This is a genomic window from Micromonospora sp. NPDC006431, from assembly GCF_042870725.1.
Taxonomy (GTDB): domain Bacteria; phylum Actinomycetota; class Actinomycetes; order Mycobacteriales; family Micromonosporaceae; genus Micromonospora.
This window is the reverse complement of the sequence record NZ_JBIAHQ010000012.1, coordinates 198,131-210,093: the sequence shown is the minus strand read 5'-3', so window position 1 is coordinate 210,093 and position 11,963 is coordinate 198,131. Positions and strand designations below refer to the sequence as shown.

At 69.8% G+C, this 11,963-nt stretch carries 13 protein-coding genes; 7 read left to right on the top strand and 6 right to left on the bottom strand.

Annotated elements, in window-relative coordinates:
- Together ACFYM6_RS21890 and ACFYM6_RS21885 are read left to right on the top strand one after the other, a co-directional pair.
- Positions 1–181, top strand: a 181-nt coding sequence (locus tag ACFYM6_RS21890; protein WP_387278119.1) for a hypothetical protein, incomplete at its 5' end; no start/stop codon positions are given.
- A gap of 100 nt (positions 182–281) precedes the next feature.
- Positions 282–1,235: a hypothetical protein gene (locus ACFYM6_RS21885; protein WP_387278117.1), complete on the top strand. Its 954-nt coding sequence runs from the start codon at positions 282–284 to the stop codon at positions 1,233–1,235.
- A gap of 22 nt (positions 1,236–1,257) precedes the next feature.
- Here ACFYM6_RS21885 and ACFYM6_RS21880 read toward each other — a convergent pair whose 3' ends face one another.
- Together ACFYM6_RS21880 and ACFYM6_RS21875 are read right to left on the bottom strand one after the other, a co-directional pair.
- Entirely contained in the window at positions 1,258–1,401 is a 144-nt protein-coding gene (locus ACFYM6_RS21880) for a hypothetical protein (protein ID WP_387278115.1), read from the bottom strand.
- A gap of 38 nt (positions 1,402–1,439) precedes the next feature.
- A complete protein-coding gene (locus ACFYM6_RS21875; RefSeq protein WP_387278113.1) occupies positions 1,440–1,628 on the bottom strand; it encodes a hypothetical protein in 189 nt (62 codons plus the stop codon).
- Positions 1,629–1,651: 23 nt separating this feature from the next.
- On the opposite strand from ACFYM6_RS21875, the gene ACFYM6_RS21870 reads away from it, so the two are divergent.
- The 3 genes from ACFYM6_RS21870 (at position 1,652) to ACFYM6_RS21860 (ending at position 5,909) form a co-directional block, all read left to right on the top strand.
- A complete protein-coding gene (locus ACFYM6_RS21870; RefSeq protein ID WP_387278111.1) occupies positions 1,652–2,059 on the top strand; it encodes a hypothetical protein in 408 nt (135 codons plus the stop codon).
- A 12-nt stretch (positions 2,060–2,071) separates the two neighbouring features.
- Positions 2,072–4,111, top strand: a complete 2,040-nt coding sequence (locus ACFYM6_RS21865; RefSeq protein WP_387278109.1) for a hypothetical protein — start codon at positions 2,072–2,074, stop codon at positions 4,109–4,111.
- Between the two features lie 424 nt (positions 4,112–4,535).
- Positions 4,536–5,909, top strand: a complete 1,374-nt coding sequence (locus ACFYM6_RS21860; RefSeq protein ID WP_387278107.1) for an FAD-binding oxidoreductase — start codon at positions 4,536–4,538, stop codon at positions 5,907–5,909.
- A gap of 80 nt (positions 5,910–5,989) precedes the next feature.
- Here the strand turns inward: ACFYM6_RS21860 and ACFYM6_RS21855 are convergent, their stop codons facing one another.
- From ACFYM6_RS21855 to ACFYM6_RS21845, 3 genes are all read right to left on the bottom strand, one after another.
- Positions 5,990–7,450 carry an SDR family NAD(P)-dependent oxidoreductase gene (locus ACFYM6_RS21855; RefSeq protein ID WP_387278105.1) on the bottom strand — a complete coding sequence of 487 codons (1,461 nt, stop codon included), beginning with the start codon at positions 7,448–7,450 and terminating at the stop codon, positions 5,990–5,992.
- A 358-nt stretch (positions 7,451–7,808) separates the two neighbouring features.
- Positions 7,809–8,294 carry a pyridoxamine 5'-phosphate oxidase family protein gene (locus ACFYM6_RS21850; RefSeq protein ID WP_387278103.1) on the bottom strand — a complete coding sequence of 162 codons (486 nt, stop codon included), beginning with the start codon at positions 8,292–8,294 and terminating at the stop codon, positions 7,809–7,811.
- A gap of 15 nt (positions 8,295–8,309) precedes the next feature.
- Entirely contained in the window at positions 8,310–9,746 is a 1,437-nt protein-coding gene (locus ACFYM6_RS21845) for an MFS transporter (protein ID WP_387278101.1), read from the bottom strand.
- Between the two features lie 97 nt (positions 9,747–9,843).
- Here ACFYM6_RS21845 and ACFYM6_RS21840 point away from each other — a divergent pair, with 97 nt between their 5' ends.
- Positions 9,844–10,338 (top strand): winged helix-turn-helix transcriptional regulator, encoded by a 495-nt coding sequence (locus tag ACFYM6_RS21840; protein ID WP_387278100.1) that lies wholly within the window; start codon positions 9,844–9,846, stop codon positions 10,336–10,338.
- Positions 10,339–10,475: 137 nt separating this feature from the next.
- Positions 10,476–10,715, top strand: a complete 240-nt coding sequence (locus ACFYM6_RS21835) for a hypothetical protein (protein ID WP_387278098.1) — start codon at positions 10,476–10,478, stop codon at positions 10,713–10,715.
- Positions 10,716–10,869: 154 nt separating this feature from the next.
- Here ACFYM6_RS21835 and ACFYM6_RS21830 read toward each other — a convergent pair whose 3' ends face one another.
- Entirely contained in the window at positions 10,870–11,874 is a 1,005-nt protein-coding gene (locus tag ACFYM6_RS21830; RefSeq protein ID WP_387278096.1) for a 4-hydroxythreonine-4-phosphate dehydrogenase PdxA, read from the bottom strand.
- Positions 11,875–11,963: the final 89 nt, after the last annotated feature.

Sequence of the window (11,963 nt, the reverse complement as noted above, 5' to 3'; positions counted from 1 at the left end):
CGCCAGCATGCTCGCGCCGATACGCGGCGACCCAATTTCCGAGCGTGCCTTCCCCGATGCCGAGCTCACGGGCGACAGCGGCGATCGGACGCGACAACGGTGTTGGAAGAAAGACTGGGTGATCGATCTTGACATTCGGAAGTTCTTCGACAGCGTCCGGTGGGACCTCATCGGTCCCTGACCCGGGTCGGCTTCCCTGGGCGTCCCGCGCCGCGGGACCATCCGGTCGGTATCGATCGGATACGATATGTCGACCGGTCGGTCATAAGGGGGAGTGACGTATGGGTCATCGACGGAGGATCACCTGGCGGTATCTCGCCGCCGCGCTGCTGGCGCTGACCATGGGAGCGGTCGTCCTGCCAGCGCCCGCGCAGGCGGTGGACTACCCCGGCGGGCGGCGCATCTACAGCGTCGCGCTCGGGGCCATCCCCGCCGCCGGCGCGCCCGCCACCGGTCCGGTCTGGGTCCGGCTGGCGACCTACTACTTCTTCGGCGACGGCACGGTGACCGAGAGCTTCTGGTACTGGAACCGGGCCACCGTCGTCGGGGCCGCCGGCACGGGCGTCCGGACGACCGGCTGCACCGGCCACGACTGCGAGGTGCGGACGGCCGCCGAATTCCAGCCCGGTGGCGTCGTGAAGTCCTTGAGCGGCACGTACACCAACTCCGGTGACAGCATCACCATCACCTGGAGCGGGGGCGTCCAGGAAACCTGGGCGGTCAGCCAGCCCGCCAGCGACCTGGCCCGGCTCGACTTCGTCAGCTCCAACTACGGGGTCACCGTCGGCTGGGGCTTCGGCAGTTCCGCCTCGAACGACGCGTACACGCCGGTCAGCAACATCCCGCTGGCCCAGTACACCGGCCGGCACGCCGGCTACAGCGGAAGCACCGGTGCCGCCGGCCCTAGCGGGATGGACCTCCGGTCGTTCGCCCGATGCAACGGGAACTGCCTGAGCTGGCTCAGCCCCCCGACCGCCACCTGTTCGTCCTGCCCGAACGGCGCGACCTCCGCCCCGATCCGCTACTATCTCGCGGGAGCGGGCCGGCGGAACTTCTACGAGCACTGGTGCACCTGCCTGACGTCGAGCACCTGCTACACCGGTGGTTCACACCGCAAGCCGCAGCTCCAGGTGATCGGCGACACTGGGACGTTCCACGGGTGGGTCGGCGTGGAGGCGTCCAACTCCACGGCGAACACCGGCTACTTCTCGGTGCACTTCCACGTGAACGTCTGACCGGCCGGGGGCACCGCCCGGCTCAGGTCAGGGTGGGGTCTACCAGGCGGTCACCGTACGCCCGCCGGTGGACCACGTCGCCCCGGCAAAACACCAGCCCCACCCCGCCGGCCACCGCCACGGTGCGCCGCAGGGTGAGGTCGTACAGCCGCAGGTGCGTGGCCACGCCGGCGATGTCCTCCAGATCGGTGTGCAGGTAGCCGTTCAGGCGTTGTCGCGCGCGAGCGACGAGGACAGGTCGCGGTGCGCGCCGGCCTGGTCGAGCAGGGTCTTCGCCTTCTGCTCCAGGGCAGCGAACGCGTCAGCGCCGGCCACCCAGCACACCGGCGGCTCAGCGGAGCCGACGAGCTGGACCAGCGCCGCCCCGAGCTTGGCGGGGTCGCCGCCCTGCACGCCGTTCCTTTACCTCAGGCGACGTGTACCCGGTCGGCGGCGAGGGCAAGACCAGGTGGACCTTCCGCGCCGACGGCTCGTCCGGGCAGGCCACCCCGGTGCGGCTGCTCAACGTGGCCGCCACCGCGGATCTCGACCGGCACAACCAGGCCCGCGCCGACCGGCCGTTGAACCTCAACGTCAGCGTCAGCGGCGCCTCGAGCAGCCTCCGTAACCTGCAGGCCTGGGTGACCGCCGACGGCGGCGCCACCTGGACCGAGGTCACGGTTCTGCCCGCCGGTCCCGGGAAGTACGGCTTCACCGCGCCGCGCACGCCACTGGTTGCCGACAGTTTCCTCGGGTTCCGGATCACCGCCGAGGACGCCGCCGGCACAGCGCCCCGCGGTCTATACGAGAGTTGCCGCAGACAAGACGCCCCGGCGCCTCGATGAGAGGATACGGTCGTGAAATCGGCCTTGCGGAAGATCCAGTCGATGCTGGACTCGGCCTTCAGCACCTTCGATGCTTGGCGCGACCGCGCTGAGGTCCAGCTCGACGCCGCGGCCGACGAGTCACTGCGTACCTGGTTGCGCCTGTTCGCCTTGGTGATGGTGGCCACCGTCGGCGTCGTCGCGTTGCTGCGGCTGGTGCTGACGGCGGCGGTCGGCGGCGGTCCGGTGGCGCGCTGGGTCGCGGCATCCGTCGCGGCGCTGCTGGCATCGGTACTGCTGATAGTCGTCGTCCGCAACGTCATCATCTCGCTGGTCGAGCCGGCTCACCGGCGCTCGTTGCTGCTGGCGTTCCTCACCGCCGCGGCGGCCGTCATGGTGAGCGTCGAGGCGTTTGCCGCCATCACGGCAGCGATGGCCGGCGGGGATGCCGACCTGTGGGCCATCGAGCGGCTGTACCTGTGGCACCTTGTCGATTCCGTTCCGCTGCTTGACATTGCGGGCCGGCTGGAGTGGACCGAGCCACCCGTACTCCCAGGCATCGACGGGCGGCTGCTCGTCCTCGGCTTCAAGCTGGTCGTGATTCCGCCCTTGGTGCGCGTCGCGGTCGCTGTGTACGCGCTCGTCGAAAGCCGAAGCAACGAACGGCGGTATTCGGCCGCGGTGGCGAGCAAGATCGGTGGCCGCCGCATCTTCCGCTTCGTCGAGATCCCGGTCTGGCTGCTTCTGCTGGCTACGGGCGCGGGCACAGTGTGGAGCGTGATAGAGCCGGGAGCGGATGTGGCGATGCGTTGGTTCTCGTGGACCAGCCTCGCGCTCGTCGGGACCGTCATTGCCATGATGGTCGCTGCCGCCTTTGGCATCTGGGCCTTTCAGCGGGTCCGCGCACTGCCGGCGGTGCTCACGCTGACGGCGGCCGTCGCCCTGGTGTGGTTCAACAGCCCAGTGCTTCCTGGGATCGGCGGGCGGGGACCGTGGAGCAAGATCGGCATCACGCTGCTCGTGTGGCTCGTGGCGACGGTGCTGTTGCTGGTGTTCCTTTGGGACGAGGAGGAGCTGCCGAACGACTTGGTGGCCGTGGCGTTCCTGCTCGGGTTCGTAGGAAGCGATGCACCGGCCCCGCGATGGCTCACCGAACACGTGACGTGGATGCCTTGGGATTTCCCCGTCGGTCGGGCGATCATCACCTCTTGCTGGGGGTTGTCTGCGGCCTTTTTTCTTTATCTGATGTGGAGGGTACTGCGGCGCCCCGCGGTTTTGGGCACCAGCGACTGGGCGTCACCATCGAGCGGGCTGCGGGAGGACCTACGCGGCTATGCGCTGATCGGTGTGCACATCGTCATCGCTGCGGCGGCGGTGCTGACCCTGCTGCGTGCCGTTGGCGCCGTTGATGTCCGGGCCGGCGCGACCGATGCCGGCTGGACGAGCGCGTCCGAGTCGCTCGCCGCGGTCACCTGGCACTTGGTCGGCTCGTTCCCCGGTCCGAACATCCCGCAGATCCTGGACTGGCAACTGGCGACCGACTTCGGCGGGCCGTGGGCGGGGCTCGTCATCGTCATCGCGCTGACATCCACCATCGTCTTTGTAGCCTTTCCAATGATCCGTACCATCGTGCTGTGGGCGCGGCTGACCGCGACCCGCCCGAGCACCGCCCAGCCACTGGTCGAGGTACCGGCGTCGATCCTTGGCAACCTCCGGGCGGTCCTGGCCTTCCTGGAGGCGTGGGAAAGGGACCGGGACGGGATGCCCGGCCCGTCCCACCTGCTCCTTTTCAGATGGTCCCCGCCGCCAACCATCCCCGGCCAGAGGAGGCCTACCGAGGGCGTGCACGACGCGGAGCGCCGGCTGGTTGAGTCCGAACTAGACCGTCCTCGGCTGCTGGACCTCCTCGGCGAGCGGTCACCCATCTACATCGCCGCCGACCACGCCATCCTCCGCACCGCAGACGCCTACCGGGCGGCGCTGCACACCCGGACCACCACGGAGCAAGCCCGCGAAGCCGTCGACGAGTTCGCCAGCCTAGTAGAGCGCTGGCAAGAAACCTTCAAGGCGTGACACCCGCGCCTGCCCCCCCCAGACCGGACAGTGGACGTTGATCTCGACGGCGCCCAGGTGCGCGTGGCCGGCCCCGACGTGGTCGGCCTCGACGTGGTCGGCGAGTCGGCCCTGCACTTGCCGAAAACCCCGTCCGCGCAGATCATGCGGCATGCTCGTACTCGTGGAGGATGCCGCCGAGCAGGACCCACCCCATCCGCCAGGCGGCAACGGCTTGACGCCCCCGGAAGCCCAGCCCGCGTCGCCGCCGGTCGGCCGTATCCCGGACGGCGCGCGGCGAGCCGGGCGGCCGAACTCCACGCTAAGGGTCCGGTTCCAGACAGCGGCATCCGCGTGGCGATGTTAGCGTCGCCGCCACCCCCGGATCCCCGCCAACCGTCACACCTCCTGTACGGCGGGGGCCGCTGCCTCGTCGGGAGCCGCAATGACCTCGATCAACGCCAGCGCCGACGTGGCTCGGGCCACCGAGCGGCTGCGCCCCGTGTTCGGTGACCGGCTACTGCTGCCCACACACGATGGGTTCGCGTCGGCTAGCCGGATCTGGAACTGTGCGGTCACGCACCGGACCGTCGCGATCGTCCGGTGCCTCGACAACGACGACGTACGCGCCGCCGTGCTGACCGCCCGCGAGTACGACGTGCCGCTCTCCGTACGCAGCGGGGGCCACGACTGGGCGGGGCGGGCGCTGCGCGACGGCGGGTTGGTGCTTGACCTTTCCGGCATGCGGCAGGTGGCGGTGGATACCGAGGTGGGTACGGCCACGGTCGGGGGCGGGGCGCACATCGGCGATGTTTCCGGCGCTGGGCAGCAGCACGGCTTGGCCACGCCGACGGGGACCGTACGGACGGTCGGGATGGCCGGATTGACCCTCGCCGGCGGTTACGGTCCACTCTGCGGCCGGTACGGGCTGGCGGTGGACAACCTGCTGCGCGCCGATGTCGTACTGGCCGACGGCCGCCTCGTGACCGCCAGCCCAGACGGCGACGCCGAACTGTTCTGGGCCTTGCGCGGCGGCGGCGGCAACTTCGGTGTGGTCACCAGCCTGATGTACCGGCTGCACGAACTGCCGACCGTGCTGGCCGGGATGATGCTGTTCCCGTTCACCCAGGCGGCCACCGTGCTGACGGGGTACCGCGAGATCGTGGCGACCACCCCCGACGAGGCGACGATCATGGCGGGCTTCCTGCCCAACCCAGAAGGGCCGCCCATGGTGTTCCTCTGTCCCATGTGGAGCGGAGCCGACCTCGCCGAGGGCGAGCGGCTCATCGCGGGGCTGGATCGGCTGGGCAACCCGCTCATGAGCCAGATCGCCGCAACGCCGTACCACGACGCGCTGAGCATGTTCGACGGCGCCATGCGGGAGGGCAACCACTACCGGCTGCGTACCCGCTGGCTGTCCCACCTGTCCGAGGCCGCCGCCGAGGAGCTGACTGACGCCGCCGCGCAGATCGCCTCACCGTACTCGGCCATCTCCATGCACCACTTCCACGGCGCCGCCGCCCGAGTGGGCCAGGCCGAGACCGCCTTCGGGCTGCGCACGGACCACCTGCTTGTCGAGATCGTCGGGGCGTGGGCGCCGGAGGACGCCGAAGCGGGGTACGGCGACTGGGCCGACCAAACGTCGCAACGGTTGGCGCCGCTGGCGTTGCCCGGCGGTTACCCGAACCTGCTCGGCGCGGATGAGCCCGAGCGGGTCCCGCCGAGTTACGGCCCCAACTACGAGCGGCTGGTCAGCGCCAAACGCCGCTACGACCCGGACAACGTCTTCGCCTCCGCCGTACCGTCCCTCGCGGTCTAGCCCTGTCGATCAGGCCGCCCCGCTGACTTTGCCGATGCGCTCTTGAGGCTGGGCGGCCGATGGCGGGGTAGGCGTGCCGATCACCAGGCGCAGGGCGCGTAGTCCTTCAGGAAGCAGCCGTACAGGTCTTCGCCCTGTTCGCCGCGGACGATCGGGTCGTAGACCCGGGCCGCGCCGTCGATCAAGTCCAGTGGGGCGTGGAAGCCGGCGTCCGCGAGCCGCATCTTCGTCGGGTGGGGCCGCTCATCGGTGATCCAGCCGGTGTCGACGCTGGTCATGAGGATGCCATCGGTCAGCATCTCCTGGGCGCTGGTGCGGGTCAGCATGTTCAGCGCAGCCTTGGCCATGTTGGTGTGCGGGTGCCCCGGCCCCTTGTAGCCGCGGGCGAACTGGCCCTCCATCGCCGACACGTTCACCACGTACTTGCGGCGGGCGGTCGCTGCGGCCATCGCCGATCGCAGCCGACTGACCAGCACGAACGGCGCGGTCACGTTGCACAGCTGCACTTCAAGCAGCTCGATCGGGTCCACGTCGTGCACCCGCTGCACCCAGCTGTTGACCGGGTCGAGGTCCGGGACCAGGCCGCCGGCGTCGATGGCGGTGGCTGCCGCGATCCGTTCCGGCGAGGCGGAGCCGCTGGTCAGCGCCAGCGCGGTGAGCGCGTGCGGGGGGATCGCAGCCGCCGGCGGCGAGGCGATCAGGCTGCCCGCCAAGTCGCCCCGGCCGGCTGGTTTGGCGAACGTGATCATCTCCGGCAGCGGGCCGTCCGGCAGGGCCGCCGCCTCCGCAGCGACGAGCTGCGCGTACGCCCCGGGTGTGCGGCGGACGGTCTGCGCCGCGTTGTTGATCAGGATGTCGAGTGATCCCTGGCCGCTGACCGAGTCAGCGAGGGCGGTCACCTGGGCGGGGTCGCGCAGGTCGATCCCGACGATCCGCAGGCGGTGCAACCAGTCCCCGCTGTCGGGCATCGCGGCGAATCGGCGGACCGCGTCGTGCGGAAACCGTGTGGTGACCGTGGTGTGCGCGCCGTCGCGCAGCAGCCGCAGCGCGATGTACATGCCGATCTTCGCTCGGCCGCCGGTAAGCAGCGCGCGCCGGCCGGTCAGGTCGGTGCGGGCGTTGCGGCGCTCCCGGTTGAGCGCGGCGCAGGGCGGGCAGAGCTGATGGTAGAAGGCGTCCACCTCGCGGTAGCGCTGCTTACAGACGTAGCAGCCGCGCGGATTGTGCAGGAAGCCGGCCGTGGCACCCACTGTGGGGGAGGCGAGCGGGATGCCCTGGGTCTCGTCGTCGATCCGGCCCGGGGCGCCGGTGGCGGTGGCCGCCGTCACCGCGCGGTCGGCCGCCGTGATGGCATCCCGCCGTTCCTCGCGTCGCCGCTGCTTGATCATCTTGTAGAGCCTCGCGGTGGCCCGTTGCACCCGCACGACGTCGGGGTGATCGGGAGGGAGATCCTCCAACGCCTCAAAGACGCTGAGACAGGTCTCCAGCCGGGTCGGGTCAATGCCGTATTGACCGGTTTCGGTAATGTTGTCCGCCGTCATGCCGTCGCTGTCTCGTCCCGTTCCCTGCGCCGGATCTACCCGGCCCGCCCCAAGTCCGACCCGGAACTGTACGCGCACCGGGGGTCGAAGCTGCTTCGAGGTGCAGCCCGGGTGCTGGTGATCCACGACGAGCAGAGAGCCCTCACGGCCGGCCGGCTGCGCCCCTCCAGCAGCTACTGGCCGACAGCGCCGGACTGTCGCCGGCCGGAAGGTCGCCGCTGGCCGGGCTGGTGATGGTCGACGCCCGGACGTACGTCCCGGCCGGCACCGGACGTGGCCGATCATCTACCCCCGCCGCGACATCGTGGACGCGATCCGCTATCTCGACCGCACCGGCTGGGCTCGGCTCCGGGTGGCGTCAGTTGATGCCGGGTGCCCGCCAGATGCGGCTCTGCAGATCCGTGCCACGGATGATCTGGACGCGCCACGGGGTCAATCGCAGTACGTGCAGCGTGGGGTCAGCGGGGCTGCGCCAGAAGTTGCCGAGGGGGTACCCGACCCCTGGCGGGCTGGTCTGCTCGTACAGCTGCCACACGTACTGCTTGGTCTCGAGGTCGCTCATCCATTCGGTGATCGTGTCGATCGCCACCGCGTTCTGTCGGTGACTCCAGTACGAGAACGTCGCGTGCGGGTTGTTGGCCAGGTGAGCCGCCTTGACCGGCGTCTTGTAGGTCGCCAGCCAGCCCAGCGGCCGTCCGTCGATCTGTTCCCACACCGCGATCAGCACCCGGGCCCTTGGGCGGCCCTTGGCGTCGACCGTGGTCATGGTGGCGTAGCCGATGTCCCGCAGGTAGGCGTTGAACTGGCCCTCGATCATCGAGAACGTGGGAACTCTGGTCGCCATCGCTGCTCCCTTTGGTCAGGCCGCCGTGTGGGCGGCTGTCGGCGTCGGCACCTGAGGCGTCGTGGCCTTGCGGCGTAGACCGAACGCCGTGATGAGGGCGGCGAGGACGGCTCCGGCTACCGGCGGCACCAGGCCAGCGCGGACCGCCTCCAGACTGATGCCCTCCCCGGCCTCAGCGGTGACGGTGGCCACGCTCACGGCGGTCACCACGGAGATGCCGAGGGCCATGCCGAACTGCATCGACGTGTAGAGCAGGCCGCCGGCCACGCCGTGCTCCTGTTCGTTGATCCCCTCGGTGGCCGCCATGGTCAGCGGACCGTAGGACAGCGAGAAGGCCAGGCCCAGCAGCAGCATGCTCGGCAGCATCGCGGCGTAGGTCCAGTCCGGCGCGACGGGCAGGAACAGCACGTAGGCCAGAGCGGCGCAGACGATGCCGCAGAAAAGCACTCGCACGTTGCCGAACCGGTTGACCAGCCGCGGCGTCAGGGCCGGGGAGAGGATGGTGTCGATACCGACCACCAGCATGGCCAGACCGGTCTGCAGCGGGCTCCAGCCCCGCAGTTCCTGCAGGTAGAGCGTCACCATGAACTGGAACCCGGCGAACGAGATCATGAACAGCAGCGCAGCCAGGTTGGTCCGCGCCAGCGCGGCGGACCGCAGGATTCCGAGCCGGACCAGCGGGCTTGCGGCACGCCGCTCGATCAGGACGAAGATCCCCAGGAGAACCACGCCCGCAGCGAAGACGGCCAGGGTCGTCCCAAGCCCCTCTCCGCCGTGCTCCAGCCGCACCACGCCATAAACGAGCAGCAGCATGGCGGCGGTGACGCTCACCGCGCCGGCGAGGTCGAAACCCCGCACCTGCGGGATCTCCTGCACGTCGTCCTTCAGCAGCGGTACCGCGGCCAGCAGGATCAGCGCGGCGAGGATGACCGGGGCGAAGAACACCCACCGCCAGCCGGCCGAGACCAGCAGGCCACCGGCGACCAGGCCGAGGGAGAAACCACCCGCGGCGGTGCCGGCGTACACGCCCAAGGCCTGGTTGCGCTGCGGGCCCTCCGGGAAGTTGCTGGTGATCAGGGCCAGCCCCGCAGGAGCCATGAACGCGGCTGCCACCCCGGTGACGAAACGCGCCACCAGCAGCATCCAGCCCTCGGTGGCGAAACCACCCAGCCCGGAGAAGATCAGGAAGACCATCAGCCACAGCAGGAACATCCGCCGCCGGCCGAGCAGGTCGGCAGCCCGCCCGCCCAACAGCATGAACCCGCCGTACCCGAGCACGTAGGCGCTCACCACCCCGCTGAGCGCCCCGGTCGACAATCCAAGATCCTCCCTGATGGCGGGTAGCGCCACGTTCAGCATCGCGATGTCGATCCCCTCCAGGAAGATCGCCCCGCACAACACGAACAACACGCCCCACGCCCGCCCATCCAGGCGGGTGCTCGACGTCGACATCTCGGCTCCTTTCGGAGGGCAGATCGTCCCCCGGTTCTCCCGGCGCATGCCGGTTCCTTCTTGTAACCGAGAGCATCGTTAGGCACCATCGGGAAGCATGGAAGACGGAACTTCGCGGTCCCTCGGTTACTGCCGGGATACCGACGCCGACTACGACGTGCTGCAGTGGGACACCCGCGAGGACTGCGAGGTCCGCCAGATCCTCGATCGGGTCGCCGACAAGTGGTCACTGCTCGTCATCGCGCTGCTGGACCGACGCAGCCTGCGCTTCACCGAGCTGCGGCGCATGATCGACGGCATCAGCCAACGAATGCTCGCCCGCACCCTCCGGCACCTCGAACGCGACGGGCTGGTGAGTCGGACGGTGCACCCCACCGTCCCGCCCCGCGTCGACTACGAACTCACCGCCCTCGGCGCCACCCTCCACGAGACGATCCGGACCCTGGTGACCTGGACGGAGACGCACCAGAACGAGATCGCCGCCGCGCGCGCGGCGTACGACAAGCGCGCCGCCGCGGAACAAGCCCAGGCCGAACGCGAGGCAGCCCAACGAGACGCCATCGCCCGGGAGGTTCTCGCCGGCCGCCGATAGGGACCCCGGTCACGCGGCCACGGCCCTCGCCCTGGCGTGTCACGCGTTGCAGCAGACCGACCCCTGGCACGCCTGTGGTGGCGCTCGTGTACGTGTGTGCTGGCGGTGCAGGGGTTCACCCTCTACGCGGGCAGTGGATGCTCACTGACCCGCAGCATCTGCTGCCCGTGCTCGGCTTGCCGGTCGAGCCCGGCGGGGTGATCGACCTGTTCGTCGTCATGGTCATGCTCTGGGCGACGCTGCGGGTTGCTGCCCTCATGCGCTGGTACGTAGCGATCGGCAACAGCGGCCGCGGGGTGAACGCGCTGGGCGCGGCGGTGCGGGCCGCGTCGTGCAGCAGGTCACCCCGATCGGGCCTGGCCTCGGTCGTGGGCTGAGGCGGTGGGTCGATGACTGATCAGGTCGATGGGAGCGCGGTGGGGCGGGCGCGGATGTGACGCCGACGCCCCCGACAAGGTGCTCTACCCGGGCGACCGGCAGCAAGCCCCGTTTTCCGGTCCAGGAGGATCGGCGGGTTGCTGGCGACGCGGCCTATCCCCGCTGGCGTACCCGCCGGCCGAGGGCGACGGTCAGGTCGTACGCGTGCTGGGTGGGTCCGAGGTGGGCGATCCTCTTGCCGACGATCTCGAATGCGGTGCCGTGTGATGGGGTCGCGATCGGTACCGGCAGGCCGCCCTGGACGGTGACGCCTCGGTCGAAGCCCATCAGCTTCATCGCGATCTGGCCCTGGTCGTGGTACATGGTGACCACGCCGTCGAAGCGGCCGTCCCGAGCCTTGATGAAGACCGTGTCGCAGGGGTACGGCCCGCTGGCGTCGATCCCTTCCGCCCGGGCGGCCTCGATGCCGGGCCCGATGTGGTCGATCTCCTCGCGGCCGAACTGGCCGTTCTCGCCGGCGTGCGGGTTGAGTGCGCAGACGGCAAGACGGGGTGCCTCGATCCCTGATCCTTTGATCACGTCGTCGAGCAGGCGGATGGCCGCGAGCACGGAGCCGGCGTTGATCCGTGCCGCCACGTCCTTCAGCGGGATGTGCGACGTCACGCGGGAGGTGACCAGCCCGGGTACGAAGTTCAGCTCTGAGGTGGTGCCGGTGTAGTCGAGGTTCTTGGCGAACCAGCGAAGTTCGTCCTCCTCGTGCATTCCGGCAAGGTGCAGGGAGGCCTTGTTCAAAGGGGTGAACATGATCGCGTCCACCGTGCCCGCCTGGTAGAGGCTCAGCGCCTTGCGCAGATCGCTCATCACCCGTTCACCGGCCTCCCGGCTGACCGTACGCCGCGCCACCGGCTGCCCGGACAGGTTGCTGCCGACGAGCACGGCGTGACCCGGAGTAGCCACGTCGGCCACCCGGACGTCCGCGCCGAACTCGCCGGCGACCGCCTTGAACTCGGCGGCGTCGCTGAGCACGTGCACCTCGGCCCGGTCGAGGTTGCCGGGCGTGGCCAGCAGTCGGACGGCAAGCTCCGGTCCGATCCCGGCCGGGTCGCCCAGCGTGAGGGCGATCCGGGGCCGGAGCTCCTCGGCGGTGGTCTGCGGCATGTGGTTCCTCTCCTGCATCCCGGTGCTCGTCGCGAGCACTACACACGGGCCTATCCATGTTTCCTATAGGATCGAGGTTGCTGTCCCGA

Bases quoted from the DNA above. Each gene is read 5' to 3' on its own strand.
- ACFYM6_RS21885 (WP_387278117.1), top strand. From the start codon at position 282: ATGGGTCATCGACGGAGGATCACCTGGCGGTATCTCGCCGCCGCGCTG.
- ACFYM6_RS21860 (WP_387278107.1), top strand. From the start codon at position 4,536: ATGACCTCGATCAACGCCAGCGCCGACGTGGCTCGGGCCACCGAGCGG.
- ACFYM6_RS21855 (WP_387278105.1), bottom strand. From the start codon at position 7,450: ATGACGGCGGACAACATTACCGAAACCGGTCAATACGGCATTGACCCG.
- ACFYM6_RS21850 (WP_387278103.1), bottom strand. From the start codon at position 8,294: ATGGCGACCAGAGTTCCCACGTTCTCGATGATCGAGGGCCAGTTCAAC.
- ACFYM6_RS21845 (WP_387278101.1), bottom strand. From the start codon at position 9,746: ATGTCGACGTCGAGCACCCGCCTGGATGGGCGGGCGTGGGGCGTGTTG.
- ACFYM6_RS21840 (WP_387278100.1), top strand. From the start codon at position 9,844: ATGGAAGACGGAACTTCGCGGTCCCTCGGTTACTGCCGGGATACCGAC.
- ACFYM6_RS21835 (WP_387278098.1), top strand. From the start codon at position 10,476: ATGCTCACTGACCCGCAGCATCTGCTGCCCGTGCTCGGCTTGCCGGTC.
- ACFYM6_RS21830 (WP_387278096.1), bottom strand. From the start codon at position 11,874: ATGCCGCAGACCACCGCCGAGGAGCTCCGGCCCCGGATCGCCCTCACG.